The organism is Dryocola sharpae, from assembly GCF_051307055.1.
In the GTDB taxonomy this organism is placed as follows: Bacteria; Pseudomonadota; Gammaproteobacteria; order Enterobacterales; family Enterobacteriaceae; genus Dryocola.
In genome coordinates this window covers 385364-403698 of the sequence record NZ_CP149994.1, presented here as the reverse complement: position 1 = coordinate 403698, position 18335 = coordinate 385364, and the positions used below count along the sequence as shown (strand labels likewise).

The following is an 18335-nucleotide window of genomic DNA, read 5'->3' as shown; positions in this document are numbered from 1 at the left end:
TCAACCTCAAACAAACAGCTGCGAGATCAGATAAAACAGGCAGCAGTAAAGCGCTGTATTGAATAATGCCGGATGCCAGACAAAATCATAGATACCCGTTGGGGTAAGCAAACGGCGCACCAGCCAGAAAGCCGCCAGTGAAACGATCAGCTCAAAGAATATCGGTGGAAAGGAAAGACCGAATATCACGATAACTGGAAATAAACTCATGTTAACCTTGTTAAGGACGGTGCAGGCGACACAGGCCCTGGACGGTTATCCGCGACTAAAGGATTGCCGGAAACGGCAGACGAGAACGCGGTTTGGGCTGTGTTAATAATAATATATTAACGTAACTGTTACCTTGTTATCTATAATGTGTGATCTAAATCACTTTTAACTCAGAGTGAACAATGGAAAGACTTAAGCGCATGTCGGTTTTTGCCAAAGTGGTCGATCTCGGCTCTTTTACCGCCGCCGCAAGGCAACTGCAGATGAGCGTATCGTCCATCAGCCAGACGGTTTCTAAGCTTGAAGATGAACTGCAGGTAAAGCTGCTGAACCGCAGCACCCGCAGCATTGGTCTTACCGAAGCGGGTAAAATTTACTACCTCGGCTGCCGCAAGATGTTGCATGAAGCCCAGGAGGTGCATGAGCAACTCTACGCCTTCAACAACACCCCCATTGGCACGCTGCGAATCGGCAGCTCTTCAACCATGGCACAAAATGTGCTCGCCAATATGACCGCGGACATGCTTAAAGAGTATCCGGGGCTTACGGTTAACCTGGTGACCGGCATTCCTGCGCCGGATTTAATTGCGGATGGTCTCGACGTGGTGATTCGCGTAGGCGCGCTGCAGGATTCCAGCCTGTTTTCAAAACGCCTCGGGTCGATGCCGATGGTTATCTGCGCATCAAAAAGCTATCTCCAGCAAAATGCCATACCGGAAAAACCCGCCGATCTGGCCAACCATTCGTGGCTGGAATACAGCGTGCGTCCTGACAATGAATTTGAGCTTATCGCCCCGGAAGGCATCTCCACGCGCATGCTGCCGCAGGGACGCTTTGTGACAAACGATCCGATGACGCTTTCACGCTGGCTGAAAGCCGGCGCCGGGATCGCCTACGTGCCGCTAATGTGGGCGATCGATGAGATCAACAACGGCGAGCTGGAGATCTTATTCCCGCGCTACCAGTCGGATCCGCGCCCGGTCTATGCGCTCTATACCGAAAAGGACAAACTGCCGCTGAAGGTGCAGGTATGTATTAACTATCTGACGGAGTATTTTGTGAAGGTGGCGCAGCTGTACCAGGACGTGCGGGAAAGAAACGGACGCGGCATAGAGAATGGCCGGGGTTAACCCGGCCATGAAGTTTTATGCTGTACCGCCAACCGTAAGGTTATCGACCTTAAGCGTCGGCTGGCCAACGCCTACCGGCAGGCTCTGGCCCTCCTTGCCGCAGACGCCCACGCCGTTATCCAGCGCCAGGTCGTTGCCCACCATGGAGATCTGCTGCATGGTTTCGATCCCGGAACCAATCAGCGTCGCGCCTTTTACCGGTTTTGTAACCTTACCTTTTTCAATCAGATAGGCTTCAGACGTCGAGAAGACGAACTTACCGGAAGTGATATCCACCTGGCCGCCGCCGAAGTTTGGCGCATAGATGCCGTACTCGACGGATGCAATAATTTCCTGCGGCGTGGATTTACCTGCCAGCATATAGGTGTTGGTCATGCGCGGCATCGGCAAATGCGCGTAGGACTCACGGCGACCGTTGCCCGTTGGCGCAACGCCCATCAGACGCGCGTTTAGCTTATCCTGCATATAGCCTTTCAGGATGCCGTTTTCAATCAGCACATTGTATTGACCGGGAACCCCCTCATCGTCGATGGCAACCGAGCCGCGACGGTTAGCCATAGTGCCGTCATCCACAACGGTACAAAGCTCAGAGGCGACTAGCTGGCCCATCTGGCCGCTGAAAACGGACGTGCCGCGGCGGTTAAAATCGCCTTCCAGGCCGTGACCGACCGCTTCATGCAACAGTACGCCAGGCCAGCCCGCGCCGAGAACCACTGGGAACATACCCGCCGGCGCCGCGACGGCAGACAAAGTGATCAGCGCCATGCGCACGGCTTCTTTCGCCCATGCGTCGGCACGGATTTCGCCATCGGTAGTTTCGAGGAAATAGTCATAGCCAAAACGGCCGCCGCCGCCGCTGGAGCCGCGCTCGCGCTTGCCGTCTTCCTCTACCTGAACGCTGACGGACAATCGCACCAGCGGACGAACGTCCGCGGCAAGGGTGCCGTCGGTTGCCGCCACGAGGATTAATTCATAAACGCCCGTCAGGCTGGCGGTGACCTCCTGAACACGGGGATCCGCCGCGCGCGCTACGCTATCGACTCGCTTAAGGATGTCGAGCTTCTCTTCCCGGCTCATACTCTGCAGAGGATCGGCGCTGGTATAAAGCGCGCTGTGCTCTACCGCGCCGAGCGTGCGAGCACGACCGTCGCCCTGCTCGCGCACGATGCTGCGCGCCGCATGGGAACTCTGTTCCAGCGCCAGCAGGCTAATTTGATCGGCATAGGCAAAGCCGGTCTTCTCACCGCTCACGGCACGCACGCCGACGCCCTGGTCAATGTTGTATGAACCATCTTTAATAATGCGGTCTTCTAATACCCAGGATTCGTGATAGCTGGACTGGAAATAGAGATCCCCATAGTCGAGCCGACGCTCGGACAACTGGCCGAGAATGGAAAACAGATCTTGATGGGTTAAGCCATTCGCAGACAGCAACTGCTCACTTACCAGGTTCAGACTCATCGTTTGAATACTCTTAATTGTCTATCGATTGGGGATATTTATTGAGCTTGCGGCAATTAGCTGCCCGCGTCAAATCACTTAACTTTGTTCACGCGCGGCTGGCGCAGCACCTCGTTGATTTGCGGATTATCTACCGGGCCGGTGATATGGTAGCGCAGGACGGATATTTTACTCCACAGAGGCCCCAGCACCTTGCTGGCGGCGAATACCGCGGCACCCACGATAGGGTTGACGACAAAGGCCGCCGCAACGCCAACCGTTGCGGAAATTTCCGGGGCGACCACGGCCTCCATATTGAGCCGGCGAGCGACCAGATCCACCGAGCCTTTCATGGCAATATCGGCTTCCAGCCCGTCCACCAGCGTGTCATCGGTATGCAGCACGCCGTCTTTTATCCAGGCCGTGCTGCGGATGGAGTCGAAGTAGAAGCCGTCGCCGAAGGTATCGCTGAAGTCAAAGCGCAGCTTGCGCAGCAGCGCATCAAAGCTCACCAGCCGCAGCAGCTGGCCCGCGTGTCCGGTGCCCAGATCGGCAATTTGTCCTTTGCCCAGCCGGGTATGCAGAATGCCGTTCAGTGAGGATTCCTGCGGTCTCCAGGGCACATCGCGCCAGTGTAAATCATAATCCGCATCAAGCGAGGATCCCTGAATCGGGGTTTTCACGCCAAAGAAGTTAGTGGCCGCATCCAGCTTGCCGGCTTTCAGCTTGCCTTTCAGGGAAGTGCGCATTTCCGTCGTGCTGTTCACCCATTCTCCGTCGCCGGTCAGGCGGGCAAAGCCGGTATCAACCAGCGCATTGCTGAGCTTCAGGGTATCGCCTTTGATAGCCACGTCGCCGTCAACGCGGCCATATTTTTGCCCCCACAGCCAGCACTCGGCGCAGCGCAGCTGTACATCGGGCCAGTCGCGGAAGCTGATTGTGTCCTGAACGGGCGCAGAAGAGGTGCCGCTCGGCGGGGTGGATGATTTGTTCACCACGCTCCAGTCAGGATTGAAATAAAGGTATTTAATCGCCGCCCGCCATGGTGCGTTAGCAGGCATAGTCAACGTGGCGTTAATTTCACGGCCCTGAGCATTAACCTGAGTGCCGGTTGGTGTGGCGCGTGAAACCATGCTGAGGTTGTTCCACTGCTGCCCGGCGAGCGTTAAAGCCGGCGTTCTGAGCGTAATATCGGACGGGAAAGCGGCCGAATTGCCGAGGCCCGTAGCTGCGCCCTGGCTGAACAACGCCAGCCACTGCGCGCCGTCCATAGCCGGAAGATCTAACTCCAGCCCGGGTTGCTCAGGCAGAGGAGGGATAGTATGGCTATCCGTCGCCCAGATAGCGCGCTCGAGCGTCAGCTTTTTATTAAGCAGCCAGCGGCTGGAAAAACGATTTGCTTCCCCGGCGCTGCCCGTCAGGTTAAAGCGGTTAAGGTTGCCCTTCACGGCAATCTTTAACGGCAGCGGCTGGCCGGCAGACTTATTCGCTGGCGCAGGTAAGTGACTACTCACATTTTTCAGATCCGCATCCAGGTCGACGCTGTAGCTGGCGCTGCCGCGGTAAGGCAGCGTTATGTCCACCGCGCCTTTCCATGCCGCGCTGCCGCTCAGCGCCTTGTTCACCTGCTCCGGTAATACGCCCATTTTATTGGGCTGCCAGTTTCCGGTCAGGTTCACGCCAACCTGATAATTTTTTTCGCCGGTTTTAGTATTAAAATCAATCCCTACCGGCTGATTAAACCAGGTCGCCCGCAGCGGCTCGCTTTGCAGATCGCCATTCACAAAGCTGAACTTGCCGCTCAGATCCTTCAGGGTGCTGGATAGCGGCTTTATCAGCAGCGTATTGTGATTAAGCACCACGTCGCCTTTCGCCGTCGTCATCTTGCCGTCCAGCGGTATATCAAGATGTAAGCGAGCATTCACATCGCCGCCGATCTGTAGTTCATCGAGGGCTGCGGCCAGCGAATCCGCAAGCGGGGTTTGTTTAAAGTAGGGTCCGACCGCGCTCCCTGGCCCGGCGATATCCGCATCGATCAGCAGCTTCTCTTTAGAATAATCGGGGATAGCGGCGCTGAGATTACGGCCGGTAACGCCGCCAAGTTTTACCTCGTCGCTCTTCATCCACAGGCCATCGTTGATGAAATCCAGCTCTATATTCAGCTTTTCCAGCGCCGGCCAGCCCGGCTGGAAAGCAAAGGTGGCATTGCGCAACGGAACCAGGACTTCAAACTGCCCTTCGTTGTGCTGATAAGGGAACAGATGCGGATTACCGCCGTAAACCAGGGTGGCGTTTTCCGCCTGCCCGCCCTGAATGGCCCCGCTCAGGTAGTCGACCAGCTCTTTGCCCATCAGATTTTCAGGAAAGTAGCGCCAGGCGTCTGCGCCATTATCGGTGTTGATGCCTGCCAGAATGCTCAGCCAGGGATCGCCCTCGGAGGGCTGGAAATAGCGGAAATCGCCGCGCGCCCAAACGGAACGGGCTTTCACATCGAGGTCTTTGCCATCAAGCTGGAAGCCCGCGGCATTTTTCCGCCACTCAAGCGTGGCTACGCCTCTTTCAACCTCCAGCGGCGCGCGGAATACCGTTTTATACGGCATTTTTGCATCGGTTATCTGCGCGTTAAGCTGACCGTGCTCCAGGCTGCCTGTAATAGATCCGGAAAAATGCTCGGTGCCCGGCAGCATCTTCCACTGCTCCCAGCTGACATCCTTCCAGCGCCCCTGCATACGCGTTTTTTCGGTTTGCTGCAGCGGGATATCCACCGCCAGCACATCAATGTGCCCGCGTGGTTTCAGGGCATTCCAGATTTCGCCCAAATTGGGTGAAATTTTGGCCGCAATCGGCAGCAGGCCGGAGAAGCTTTCCAGCTCCATATTGGTTGCACGCACGCGCAGCTCTTCGCTGCGTTTATTCGCCTTGCCGCCGACATCCTGCGGGTAGCGCCACGCCAGGCTCAGGGAGCCTTTCGGCCAGGTTTTATCATCAAGGGTAATGTTGGTAGAAGGGATCGCAAGGTTCCAGCCCGTAGCGGAACGATCCACGCGGGCCACTAAATTATCAACCGATAAACGATGGGTTGTCTGCTCTCCTTTCCAGCTGGCCCCGCCCTGTTTAAGCCAGATATCGCCGTCTGCGATATCCCCGCCTTTAATCTCCATCCACGCTTCAAGGCTGAACTCAGCGTCCTGCAAATCGACGTTATCCTGCATCCAGCGACCCAGCCAGGGCTTAACGTCGACGCGATCGGCCTGCAGCCATACCCTGCCGGTATTGAGGATGCCGTCATCATCACGCAGATCCATCCTGACGTTTGCCAGGCCATGCTGGCCCGTGAAGCTTGATAAGCTCACCTGCCCTTCGGCACGGTGACGATTTTTAGCGTTCAGCCAGGTTAGCTGGGGAATGGCAAGCTCGGCGCGCTGGCCGGAGGGCGTAAGAAAGCTAAGGGAGCTGTCGCGCAGATCGAAATGATCGAACTGCCGCAAAAAGAGATCCTCAATTTTGTCCGATTCGAACTGACCATCGCTGCTGTTCTGACTGAGCGGGGTATTGGTGCGCATGTGCAGCTGATAAAAAGTGAGATCGCGGAACTGCCAGCGGGCGTGAAGCAGGCTTTGCCAGACATCCAGCGCCAGCGTAACGCGCTTAATGCTCAACTCGCCGCCGTCCTTCATGCCGGCTTTGATGTCGCGCACGTCAAGCGTAGGGCCGAAATTCTGCCAGCTTGCCTGAATCTGACCGGCATCCACCGGCGTGCCCGTCACGGCCTCAATCTTTTCCAGCAATGCCGGACGCCAGGCGTTGAGGTGCGGCAAAATAAGCCGCATACCGCTCACCAGCAGTGCGACGATAACAATCAGCGTTGCGCCTGTGAGCAGCAGAATGCCGGGCAGTCGCCTCACATCTCTCTCCTTGTCAGCCTCACGGCTCGGTGCTTCAAAAAGTACAACCCGTACGCGGGTTACATCATAACGACGTCGAACTGCTCCTGGTTATAGAGCGGTTCGATCTGCACTTTTACCTGCTTGCCGACAAAAATTTCCACCTCTGCCAGCGCGTGAGATTCTTCGCTTTTCAGCGCTTCGCCAACCGCCGGGGAGGCGTAAACCAGGAAGCGGTCGGAATCATAAGCATGATGAACGCGCACGATTTCGCGCATAATTTCATAGCACACCGTTTCCACCGTTTTCACCGTGCCGCGCCCGTGGCACGTTGGACAACCTGCGCACAGCACGTGCTCCACGCTTTCACGGGTACGCTTGCGGGTCATTTCGACCAGACCAAGCTGCGAGAAACCATTCACGCTGGTTTTCACGCGATCTTTGCTCAAAGCCTGTTCCAGAGAGTGCAATACACGACGGCGATGATCTTCATTACTCATGTCGATAAAATCGATAATGATAATGCCGCCAAGATTACGCAGCCGCAGCTGACGGGCGATGGCCTGCGTGGCTTCGATATTGGTATTAAAAATAGTATCGTCAAGGTTGCGGTGGCCGACAAACGCCCCGGTGTTGATATCCACGGTGGTCATCGCCTCGGTTTGATCGATAACCAGATAGCCGCCGGATTTCAGCTCAACTTTTCGCTCAAGCGCCCGCTGGATTTCATTTTCGACGTCAAAGAGATCGAAAATCGGCTGGCGACCGCTGTAGTGTTCGATTTTGCTGGTCATCTCCGGCATGTACTCGGCGGTAAATTCCAGCAGCATGTCGTAGGTCAGACGGGAATCGACACGAATCCTGTCCAGCGCTGCATCGGCAAAATCACGCAGCACGCGCTGCGCCAGCGCAAGCTCGCCATAAAGCTGGCAGCGGGTTTTATTGCGTTTTTTACGCTCGCTGACTTTGGTCCAGACGCGTTTAAGGTAGGCGGCGTCGGCAGAGAGGGCCTCTTCGCATACGCTCTCAGCGGCGGTACGAATGATAAATCCGCCCTGTTCATCGCAGTAAGCGCTTACCACACGTTTCAGACGATCGCGTTCTTCTTCGCTTTCGATTCGTTGGGATACGCCGACATGCGAAGCGCCCGGCATAAATACCAGATAGCGGGAAGGAAGCGTAATGTCCGTAGTAAGGCGCGCGCCTTTAGTGCCAAGCGGATCCTTAACCACCTGCACCATAAGATCCTGGCCCTGGCGAACCAGCTCGGAGATATCGCGCACGGTGAAGTTTTTACGCTCCTCGCCCGCAACGCATTCGGTGTGCGGCATGATGTCGGAGGCGTGAAGAAACGCTGCCTTATCAAGGCCAATATCTACAAATGCCGCCTGCATTCCCGGCAGCACCCGGCTAACACGACCTTTGTAGATATTCCCTACGATCCCACGGCGCGCTTCGCGCTCAATATGGATTTCCTGCAGTATTCCGCCGTCAATATAGGCTACCCGCGTTTCTGAAGGGGTAACGTTGACCAGTAATTCAGCCGTCATCTTTTCCTCGTCCATCACGCAATGCGTGAAAATTACTCAGTAGTTCATACGTTTCTACCAGCGGCAGTCCGACAACGGCATGGTAGCTGCCATTTATCTTCCTGACGAAGCAGCCGCCCAGACCCTGAATGCCGTATGCCCCTGCTTTGTCCATTGGTTCACCGCTGGCAACGTAAACGGCGATATCCTGTTCTGATAAGCTGCGGAATGTCACTTCTGTCGTCACCAGGCAATCGAGCACCGAGCGGCTGTCCGCCAGCGCAACCGCCGTCATCACCTGATGCTGATGCCCGGAGAGTAATCGTAGCATCTGCGCCGCATGCTCCCGATCGCGCGGCTTTTCCAGAATTTCACCGTTGTAGATAACAATGGTGTCTGCGCCTAACACGGGTAAATCGCTGGGTGCTAATGCGACGCCCGCCAGCGCTTTGTCTCGCGCCAGACGCCGGACGTACTGTTCCGCGCTTTCATGGCTCAGACGCTGCTCTGCCACATCCGTCACGATACGTTCAAAAGCCACGCCCATGCAGGAGAGAAGCTCCTGGCGACGCGGCGATCCGGAGGCGAGATATAAAGATGTCATGTTTACCCTTACTGCACGGCAAATTGTTGACGAATTTTTCGCATCAACAGGAATATCCAGGGCCAGAGCACGCCGTTCACTACACTACTCCAGAACACCTCCGGTCGGAAGGAGACGTTAATGACCAGAAACTCGGACCAGAAAACAATGACATCAGCGACCAGGGATAGAAGCATCACTACCAGCGCCTGTTGCCAGAGCGCGAGGTTGCGGAACAGCTGGTATTTTAAGGCGGCCAGGTAGGCGACAATACTCAGTGACAGGGCGCGAACGCCCAGCGTGGAGCCACTTATCAGATCCAGTATGGCACCCATGATAAAACCTGTGCCCACATTTACGCGATGGGGCAAGGCGAGGATCCAGTACAGCAGGATCAATAATACCCAGTCCGGACGATAAACTTTCATGTCGTCCGGCCAGGGCATGACCTGCAATAAAAGAGCAACCAGAAATGAGAGACAGATAACCCAGCGGCCCTGGCTACGATAGCTTCCCACTACTGGCCTCCCTGAGCGCCGTCTGCCGCAGAAGGATTCTCCACGGCAGAGGTCTGCGACATACCGGTAGCCGGAGGCGGCACGGGAGCCGGCGGCCCTACTGAACCAGCCGGCGGTAAGACCTGAGGCATCATCTGCATCAGGCGTTCGTTAGCCACGCGATGCACCTCTTCCGGCAGCATTGGCGTTTTGCCTTCGCGATCCGCCCCCCACAGCAGGAGCAGATAACGCAGACGCTGCAAGCCGGCAGTCGGGCGGGCCTGAATCACGGTGTAGGCGCGCTGGGTATCAAGCTTCACGGAAGAAACGACGCCCACCGGATAACCTTCCGGGAAACGTCCGCCCAGACCTGAAGTCACAAGCACATCACCGACACGGATATCCGTATTTGCCGGCAGATGCTCCAGCTGCAGATCGTCAGTACAACCGTTACCGGCCGCAATCACGCGGATATCGTTACGCAGCACCTGAATCGGCAGCGCGTGTGTCGCATCGCAAATCAACAGGACGCGGCTGGTGAGCTTCGCCACGGCGATAACCTGGCCCACGACGCCTTTATCACTGATAACGGGCTGACCTTCGTAAACGCCGTTGACGCTGCCTTTATCAATCACGACCTGGTCGCTGTAGGGATCGTTTACCGTAGAGATGACCTGCGTCACCATCTTCTGCTCATCCTGTCGCAACGGTGAGCCGAGCAGTTCGCGCAGGCGCGCGTTTTCCTGGCGGTACTGGCCCAGCATCAGCAATTCGCTGTTTTTCAGGATCAGTTCCTGACGCAACGCACGGTTTTCAAGCTCTAACTGGTCACGGGAGGCGAGCGTTTGCGACACGCTGTCAAGCAGCTCACGGGGACCATTGGAGACAAAATAGAAAGGGCTGACGGCAGTATCCATGTACGTTCGGATCTGGCTGAACGTACCGAGGCGGCTGTCGGCGATAATAACACCAATCGCCACCAGCAACGCCAGGATCAGGCGAAACTGCAGCGACGGGCCACGGCTAAAAATGGGCTTCATAGGCTATGCGTATTCCCAGGCCAGCAGGAAGGGGCAGTCATCGACTCCCCCTTATCTGCGGCTGATTACTCTTCGCTGAACAAGTCGCCGCCGTGCATGTCGATCATTTCCAGCGCCTTGCCGCCGCCACGGGCTACGCAAGTCAATGGATCTTCTGCAACCACTACTGGAATACCGGTCTCTTCCATCAGCAGACGGTCGAGGTTACGCAGCAGGGCGCCGCCACCGGTCAGCACCATGCCGCGCTCGGAAATGTCGGAAGCCAGCTCAGGCGGACACTGTTCCAGCGCAACCATCACGGCGCTAACAATGCCCGTCAGCGGCTCTTGCAGCGCTTCGAGAATTTCGTTGGAGTTCAGGGTGAAACCGCGCGGAACGCCTTCAGCCAGGTTACGGCCACGAACTTCGATTTCACGAACTTCATCGCCTGGATAAGCAGAACCGATTTCATGCTTGATACGTTCGGCCGTTGCTTCGCCAATCAGGGAGCCGTAGTTACGACGCACATAATTAATGATGGCTTCATCGAAGCGGTCGCCGCCGATACGCACAGAAGAGGAGTAAACCACGCCGTTCAGGGAGATAACGGCCACTTCGGTAGTCCCGCCGCCGATATCCACAACCATGGAACCGGTTGCTTCAGAAACCGGCAGGCCGGCGCCGATAGCGGCAGCCATTGGCTCTTCGATCAGAAAGACTTCACGTGCGCCTGCGCCCTGGGCGGATTCGCGAATCGCGCGACGTTCTACCTGGGTTGCGCCAACCGGCACACACACCAGCACGCGCGGGCTCGGGCGCATGAAGCTGTTGCTGTGAACCTGCTTAATGAAGTGCTGCAGCATTTTTTCAGTCACGAAGAAGTCAGCGATAACGCCGTCTTTCATTGGACGAATAGCCGCGATGTTGCCGGGCGTACGGCCCAGCATCTGTTTTGCGTCATGGCCTACGGCAGCAACGCTTTTTGGTGAACCGGCACGATCCTGGCGAATGGCCACGACGGAGGGCTCATTCAGTACGATGCCTTGTCCTTTTACATAAATCAGGGTATTCGCGGTACCCAGGTCAATGGACAGGTCATTGGAAAACATGCCACGAAATTTTTTCAACATACTAAAGGATAATCCTGAAAGCTGGGGCGGAAACAAAATCCGCTTACTTTACCAACCACACGCTGCAGCGACAAGGCGCATAAATGTTCTGCAGCGGTGAAAATTTGTGCAGTTTACTTTCCCGTTACACCCAAGAAACAGTGGTTCACAAACCGCTCGGGAAGTGAGCAAACGCTGTAGATTAAACGAACAGGGCCAAGTAGCAAACTGATACATTAAATGCTGCGATAGTCTGGCCGGCAGACATATGTGTCCCCATGAGATGCAGCGCGCGTTATTCTACGTGAAAACTTGATAAACGGCAGGTTAAACCGAGTATCTTTGAGAATATTTTTTCACGTTGCTGTCCAGAGGCGCTGAGGCGGCAAAGAAATCGCCCTGAGCGCCGCTTACCCCTTTCTCTACCAGAGTCTGCCATTCGCCACGCTTTCTTACGCCCGTGGCAAAAACTTGCGTTTGCGTGCCGCTACAGGCCTCAACCAGACTCTGTATAAATAACTGGTTTTCGGTACGCTTCTCAATATTTCTCACCAACCCCGGATGCAGCTTAATCAGCTCCACATCCAGCGTCTTAATATAGGTTGTACTCACGACGGTTAACCCCGCCTGAACAACCGCAACGCGAGCGCCCAGAGCCTTAATTAAACGTATGACCGGCTGTAACCGGCTGATGTGTTGACAAACATCTGCCTCTGCAAGTTCAAAAATAATTCGTTTACGAAGCGATTTTTCACATTGCATCAGCACATCCCTGAGCCAGCGCTGAAAAGGCACGCGAATCAACGAGTCGACGGTAACCTGAATGGCCAGAGTTTCTTCCGGCCAGAAGCTAATAAGAGGAAGGGCGCGCGTTATTAGCTGGCGATCGTACTGCTCGAATAAACCGAACTGCTTTACCATCGGCATATACTCAGCCGAGAGGACCTCGTGTTCACCATCAAAGATACGGCACATGATTTCGCGGTGATGGGTATAACCGTTGCGCATTACCGCAGGCTTCTGATAGAAGCGTGGACCGCCGCGTCGCAGCGCCTGCTCAATAAGCGTACGCCACTTAACGTTTCCGCGCCCCTTTTCTGGCAGCTTATCGTCATATACCGACCAGCTGTTTGCCCCCTGCAAAGAGGCGTTACGGGTGGCGACCTCAGCGCACCCCATTACCTGCTCTTTCGTCTGCCCGCTACGCCATGCGCAAATGCCAATATGCAGCATATCGTTACGATCTAACATGCGGGTCGGCGGCAGGGTATCCACGGCGGTCAGAAGCTGGCTGGCAATGCCATCGGCTTCTTTTAAGGTACGGTGCGGCAGCAGGACCGCAAAATCGCTACGAAAGTAGCGCGCCAGCAAGGCGCCAGGATAGCGCATTACAAAGGTGGAAAGCATATTAATCAGCGTAAAGAGGTACTCTTCCACCGCGGGACGGCCCCAGGTATCGTGAAGCGTGTCAAAGTCAGGCAGGCGAACAATCATCACTACGCCATATGCGCCAACCTGCTCCTGATCCTCAAGCAGCATCGCCAGCTGATTGTCGAAAAACAGACGATTATTAAGCCCGGTTTTCGCATCCTGCGCGGCAAAAGCGCGAATCAGCGTGTCCATCCTGCTGCGCTGTTCACTCGCGTTTTGTAAATCGGAAAGCAGCAGGTCAAGCGCGCTGCTGGCGCGGGTTGGCCACTCAAGCACCGAGCCCCGTACCGCCGGGCTGCGCTCGCCGTTAAGAATTCTGGTGGCACGGGCTTCCAGCAATTCTTCTCCCGCAAGCTGTTTTTTCATCCAGCGCAAGGCAAAAAAGAGCACCAGGATCATAAAGCCAATGGCGATGGTAAGCGGCGCGGTGTTAAACAGAGAGGTGTAATAATAAGCCACGGGATCGCGGAAAGTCAGGCTGACGAACATGCCGGGATGCTTCATCAACTCAACCGTTACGCTGCGGTAGCCGTATTGGGCGCCGCTGGGATTATAGACCTGCTTCAGCTCATGCTCGTACACCACTTTATTACCCATCCTGAGATGGATTTCTGTGATATCCACGGGAACCATGATTTCATTGAGACGCGCGAGCAATACTTGCGGGGAGGAGATGACCAGCTCGTTATCAATAATGGTGGCGACGGCCAGCACGCGCTGGTTAACTTTTTCGTGCGCCGCGTTAAAAAAGCTCAGCGAGCAGCCGATAAGCGTCATCAAGATCGCAAACCCGGTTAGCAAGGTGGTGAAAGCAGAAAGTTTCGTCGTTAATCGCATCCCTGAGTTAACTCCGTATGAGGAAAATTGCCGCCTTAAACCGGGCCATGACTGACGCGGCATTACATAGTAAAAGCCAATGCCAGGCAAATACCCACAGACAAAATATCGCTGCTTATTGCAAAAAACGGCTGCTGACGCCCGTTAGCGAGTATAGCCCTCCGGCGGTTTTTTCCAATAATAAGCCCCGACTGCGACAGTGCCGTGGCCCAAATTTCAATTTTTTGTGACATATTCGCCGGGATGCAACTTCTCCGTCATGCTTAGTGAAAAGCCCTGCTGGAGATTGCCATGAAGAAAGTTGCTCATCTGACCGAAGCGGACGTTACGCCAGAGTCCGTGTTTCTGCTCAAACGTCGTCAGGTGCTTAAAGCGCTGGGCATCAGCGCGGCGGCGCTCTCTCTCCCACGCACGGCCGACGCAGATATTCTTTCGTGGTTTAAAGGAAACGAGCGCCCGCCGGCTCCGGCAGGCAAACCGCTGACGTTCAGCCAGCCCGCGCAATGGCAGGCAAAACTTCCCATGACGCCGGAAGATAAGGTTACCGGCTATAACAACTTTTACGAGTTTGGGCTGGATAAGGCCGATCCGGCTGCCAATGCGGGCAGCCTGAAAACCGATCCCTGGCAGGTAAAAATCAGCGGCGAGGTGGCCAAACCTGTGACGCTCGATCTGGACGATCTCTACAAACGCTTCCCGTTAGAAGAGCGCATCTACCGTATGCGCTGCGTGGAAGCCTGGTCGATGGTGGTGCCGTGGATCGGCTTCCCGCTCAGCAAGCTGCTGGCGCTTGTCGAGCCGACCAGCCAGGCGAAGTACGTCGCCTTTGAAACGCTCTATGCTCCCGAGCAGATGCCCGGCCAGGAGGATCGCTTTATTGGCGGCGGTCTGAAATATCCTTATGTGGAAGGGCTGCGTCTCGATGAGGCCATGCATCCGCTGACGATGTTGACCGTAGGCGTTTACGGCAAAGCGCTGCCGCCGCAAAATGGCGCCCCCATCCGCCTCACCGTTCCCTGGAAATATGGCTTCAAGGGCATCAAATCTATCGTCAGCATTAAATTAGTTCGCGAATTGCCGCCAACGACCTGGAATATGGCCGCGCCGGATGAATATGGTTTCTATGCTAATGTGAACCCGCATGTAGACCATCCGCGCTGGTCTCAGGCGTCGGAAAGGTTTATCGGCTCCGGCGGCGTGCTGGATGTAAAACGCCAGCCAACGCTGCTGTTTAACGGCTATGCCGAACAGGTTGCCTCCCTCTACCGGGGCCTGAACCTCAAGGAGAACTTCTGAGTGCGACTGACAGCGAAGCAAATTATCTGGCTTAAGGTGGCCCTGCATCTCGCCGCATTCTTACCTTTTATCTGGCTGATATTTGCCGCCAGCCAGGGGCTTTTCAGCGCGGATCCGGCTAAAGATATTCAGCATTTTACCGGCAGGATGGCGCTAAAACTATTGCTGGCTACGCTATTGGTAACGCCTCTTGCCCGCTACGCCAGGCAGCCTTTGCTGATCCGCACGCGTCGGTTGCTGGGCGTCTGGTGCTTTGCCTGGGCGACGCTGCATCTGGTCAGCTATTCATTATTAGAGCTGGGGATAAATAACCTGAGCCTGCTTGGTCAGGAGCTGGTAACGCGTCCTTACCTTTTACTGGGCATCGTTAGCTGGCTTGTTCTGCTCGCGCTGGCGGCGACATCCACACAAAGCGCACAGCGTAAGCTCGGTTCACGCTGGCAAAAATTGCATAACTTCGTCTATCTGGTAGCGATCCTGGCACCCATTCACTACCTCTGGTCGGTGAAGATTCTCTCCCCTCAGCCCTTGCTTTATGCCTCAGGTGCATTCATTCTCCTCGCCCTGCGTTACAAGAAGTTCCGCCGCTGGTGGCCCCGCTCCTGAAATTGTGTCCCTCGCTGCAAAACAGGCTCCCCGAGCGGCGTCGATAGCGATATGGGTTGATCATCTTCCCTGATAAGACCAGTATTTAGCTGCCAAATGCTACGAAATGGTTATAATGTGCGACTTTGGTTTTTCTGACGGGCCATTTTTGTGCTCTGAAGGTGACAACCGGGCAACTTAGGTATATTTTGTAAAATGCCTACAAATTGCGGGAGATGGCAGCACGATGTCGGGTAACTTTCACATTTTGCTTTTGAACGGTCCAAATCTGAATATGCTGGGAACGCGCGAGCCGGATAAATACGGCGACCAGACTCTGGCACAGATTGTTAACATGCTTGAAAACGAAGCGAAAGCCCTCAACGTGTCGCTCAGCCACCTGCAATCGAATGCGGAGTATGCGCTGATCGACCGAATTCATCAGGCGAAAGACAACGTCGACTTTATCCTGATCAATCCGGCCGCGTTTACGCATACGAGCGTTGCGCTGCGTGATGCCCTGCTGGCGGTGAGTATCCCGTTTATCGAGATCCACCTGAGCAATGTGCATGCGCGCGAACCGTTCCGCCATCATTCGTATCTTTCTGATAAAGCCGTCGGCGTTATCTGCGGATTAGGCGCTGACGGTTATTCATATGCACTACAGACGGCGGTAAAACGCCTGTCAAAATCCATCTAAACAAGAGTACGGAACCCACTCATGGATATTCGTAAGATTAAAAAACTGATCGAGCTGGTTGAAGAATCAGGCATCGCTGAACTGGAAATTTCTGAAGGCGAAGAGTCTGTGCGCATCAGTCGTTCACCGGCAAACAACGGTTTCCCGATGATGCAACAGGCTTACGCCGCGCCAATGTACCAGCCGCAGCCGCAGCCGGGCCTGTCTAACGCTGTTGCTCCAGCCACCGCACCGGTAATGGAAGCGCCAGCGGCTGCTGAAGTCAGTGGTCACATCGTACGTTCCCCGATGGTCGGTACTTTCTACCGTACCCCAAGCCCGGATGCGAAAGCGTTCGTTGAAGTTGGCCAGAAAGTTAACGTTGGCGACACGCTGTGCATCGTTGAAGCAATGAAAATGATGAACCAGATCGAAGCTGACAAAGCCGGCGTGGTGAAAGCCATCCTGCTTGAAAACGGTCAACCGGTAGAATATGACGAGCCGCTGGTCGTCATCGAGTAACGAGGCGAACATGCTGGATAAAATTGTTATCGCCAACCGCGGCGAGATTGCTCTGCGTATTCTTCGTGCCTGTAAAGAGCTGGGCATCAAGACTGTCGCCGTGCACTCAAGCGCGGATCGCGACTTAAAACACGTATTACTGGCGGATGAGACGGTCTGTATCGGCCCGGCTCCGTCCGTAAAAAGCTATCTGAATATCCCGGCTATCATCTCTGCCGCTGAAATTACTGGCGCGGTAGCGATCCACCCGGGTTATGGCTTCCTGTCTGAAAACGCTAACTTTGCCGAGCAGGTTGAGCGCTCAGGCTTTATCTTCATTGGGCCACGCGCCGAGACTATCCGCCTGATGGGCGATAAGGTTTCCGCCATCAACGCCATGAAGAAAGCGGGCGTACCTTGCGTGCCCGGTTCTGACGGCCCGTTAGACGGCGATATGGATAAAAACCGCGCTCATGCGAAACGCATCGGCTACCCGGTGATTATCAAAGCGTCCGGCGGCGGCGGCGGTCGCGGCATGCGCGTGGTCCGCAACGATGCGGAGCTGGAACAATCCATTAATATGACCCGTGCGGAAGCGAAAGCCGCTTTCAACAACGACATGGTCTATATGGAGAAGTACCTTGAGAACCCTCGCCATATCGAAATTCAGGTACTGGCGGACGGTCAGGGCAAAGCAATCTATCTGGCAGAACGCGACTGCTCCATGCAGCGTCGTCACCAGAAGGTCGTTGAAGAAGCGCCAGCGCCGGGCATCACGCCTGAACTGCGTAAATTCATCGGCGAGCGCTGCGCGAAAGCCTGTGTCGATATCAACTATCGCGGCGCGGGCACCTTCGAGTTCCTGTTCGAAAACGGCGAGTTCTACTTCATTGAGATGAACACCCGTATTCAGGTTGAACACCCGGTAACAGAAATGATCACCGGCGTTGACCTGATCAAAGAACAGCTGCGTATCGCGGCCGGTCAGCCGCTGTCTATCAGGCAGGATGAAGTTCACGTTAAAGGCCACGCGGTGGAATGCCGTATTAACGCCGAAGACCCGAACACCTTCCTGCCAAGCCCGGGCAAAATCACCCGCTTCCATGCGCCTGGTGGTTTTGGCGTGCGCTGGGAATCGCACATTTACGCCGGTTATACAGTGCCGCCGTACTACGATTCTATGATTGGCAAGCTGATCTGCTACGGCGAAACCCGTGAAGTGGCGATCGCTCGTATGAAGAACGCCCTGGCGGAACTGATCATCGATGGCATTAAAACCAACGTTGAGCTGCAGACCCGTATCATGAACGACGAACATTTCCAGCACGGTGGCACCAACATCCACTATCTGGAGAAAAAACTGGGTCTTCAGGACTAAGTTTTTCCGCAATGTCGCTAAAAAGGCCGCGCTCGCGGCCTTTTTATTGCTGACAAAAAAGGAAAAAGCGTGGTTTTTCCTTTTTTGTGACTATCAGCCGAAAATCAATGAAGTGTTTTTTTACATGACTGCTCCCTTTAGTTTCGTGATGCCGAGAGGTTTGTCGTTAGTCTCAGGACCGCTGATGCGGCCTTTTCTTTTTTGATCCCCCCATCCACCGCTATGCG

General features: G+C 55.2%; 15 protein-coding genes. 6 read left to right on the top strand and 9 right to left on the bottom strand.

The features are described from left to right. Window positions 1–6: 6 nt before the first annotated feature. Window positions 7–210, bottom strand: a complete 204-nt coding sequence (gene aaeX / locus WLO31_RS01930; protein WP_435928854.1) for a p-hydroxybenzoic acid efflux pump operon protein AaeX — start codon at window positions 208–210, stop codon at window positions 7–9. A gap of 182 nt (window positions 211–392) precedes the next feature. Here aaeX and aaeR point away from each other — a divergent pair, with 182 nt between their 5' ends. Then, the gene (aaeR, locus tag WLO31_RS01925; RefSeq protein WP_435928853.1) at window positions 393–1340 is read left to right on the top strand and encodes an HTH-type transcriptional activator AaeR; all 948 of its coding nucleotides are present in this window, start codon (window positions 393–395) and stop codon (window positions 1338–1340) included. 15 nt (window positions 1341–1355) lie between these two features. Here aaeR and tldD read toward each other — a convergent pair whose 3' ends face one another. The 8 genes from tldD to csrD form a co-directional block, all read right to left on the bottom strand. Next, window positions 1356–2801 carry a metalloprotease TldD gene (gene tldD, locus WLO31_RS01920; protein ID WP_435928852.1) on the bottom strand — a complete coding sequence of 482 codons (1446 nt, stop codon included), beginning with the start codon at window positions 2799–2801 and terminating at the stop codon, window positions 1356–1358. 74 nt (window positions 2802–2875) lie between these two features. Then, window positions 2876–6685, bottom strand: coding sequence for an AsmA2 domain-containing protein YhdP (gene yhdP, locus WLO31_RS01915; RefSeq protein ID WP_435928851.1), 3810 nt, complete (start codon window positions 6683–6685; stop codon window positions 2876–2878). Between the two features lie 59 nt (window positions 6686–6744). Beyond that, complete coding sequence (rng, locus tag WLO31_RS01910) at window positions 6745–8214, bottom strand: ribonuclease G (RefSeq protein ID WP_435928850.1); 1470 nt, start codon at window positions 8212–8214, stop codon at window positions 6745–6747. Next, the gene (locus tag WLO31_RS01905; RefSeq protein WP_435928849.1) at window positions 8204–8797 is read right to left on the bottom strand and encodes a Maf family protein; all 594 of its coding nucleotides are present in this window, start codon (window positions 8795–8797) and stop codon (window positions 8204–8206) included. Before WLO31_RS01905 ends, rng begins: the two co-directional genes overlap by 11 nt. 8 nt (window positions 8798–8805) lie before the next feature. After that, complete coding sequence (mreD, locus tag WLO31_RS01900; protein ID WP_435928848.1) at window positions 8806–9294, bottom strand: rod shape-determining protein MreD; 489 nt, start codon at window positions 9292–9294, stop codon at window positions 8806–8808. Continuing rightward, a complete protein-coding gene (gene mreC / locus WLO31_RS01895; RefSeq protein WP_435928847.1) occupies window positions 9294–10313 on the bottom strand; it encodes a rod shape-determining protein MreC in 1020 nt (339 codons plus the stop codon). The genes mreD and mreC overlap by 1 nt, the downstream gene beginning before the upstream one ends. A gap of 65 nt (window positions 10314–10378) precedes the next feature. Beyond that, a complete protein-coding gene (mreB, locus tag WLO31_RS01890) occupies window positions 10379–11422 on the bottom strand; it encodes a rod shape-determining protein MreB (protein WP_000913396.1) in 1044 nt (347 codons plus the stop codon). A 306-nt stretch (window positions 11423–11728) separates the two neighbouring features. Then, complete coding sequence (csrD, locus tag WLO31_RS01885; RefSeq protein WP_435928846.1) at window positions 11729–13669, bottom strand: RNase E specificity factor CsrD; 1941 nt, start codon at window positions 13667–13669, stop codon at window positions 11729–11731. Between the two features lie 291 nt (window positions 13670–13960). Between csrD and msrP the strand changes: the two genes are divergently transcribed. The 5 genes from msrP (at window position 13961) to accC (ending at window position 18108) form a co-directional block, all read left to right on the top strand. Then, window positions 13961–14965, top strand: coding sequence for a protein-methionine-sulfoxide reductase catalytic subunit MsrP (msrP, locus tag WLO31_RS01880; RefSeq protein ID WP_435928845.1), 1005 nt, complete (start codon window positions 13961–13963; stop codon window positions 14963–14965). Continuing rightward, window positions 14966–15571 (top strand): protein-methionine-sulfoxide reductase heme-binding subunit MsrQ, encoded by a 606-nt coding sequence (msrQ, locus tag WLO31_RS01875; protein ID WP_435928844.1) that lies wholly within the window; start codon window positions 14966–14968, stop codon window positions 15569–15571. Window positions 15572–15797: 226 nt separating this feature from the next. Further along, the gene (aroQ, locus tag WLO31_RS01870) at window positions 15798–16250 is read left to right on the top strand and encodes a type II 3-dehydroquinate dehydratase (RefSeq protein ID WP_435928843.1); all 453 of its coding nucleotides are present in this window, start codon (window positions 15798–15800) and stop codon (window positions 16248–16250) included. Window positions 16251–16271: 21 nt separating this feature from the next. Next, a complete protein-coding gene (gene accB, locus WLO31_RS01865; protein WP_435928842.1) occupies window positions 16272–16751 on the top strand; it encodes an acetyl-CoA carboxylase biotin carboxyl carrier protein in 480 nt (159 codons plus the stop codon). A 10-nt stretch (window positions 16752–16761) separates the two neighbouring features. After that, entirely contained in the window at window positions 16762–18108 is a 1347-nt protein-coding gene (gene accC / locus WLO31_RS01860; protein ID WP_435928840.1) for an acetyl-CoA carboxylase biotin carboxylase subunit, read from the top strand. The last annotated feature ends 227 nt before the right edge of the window (window positions 18109–18335 follow it).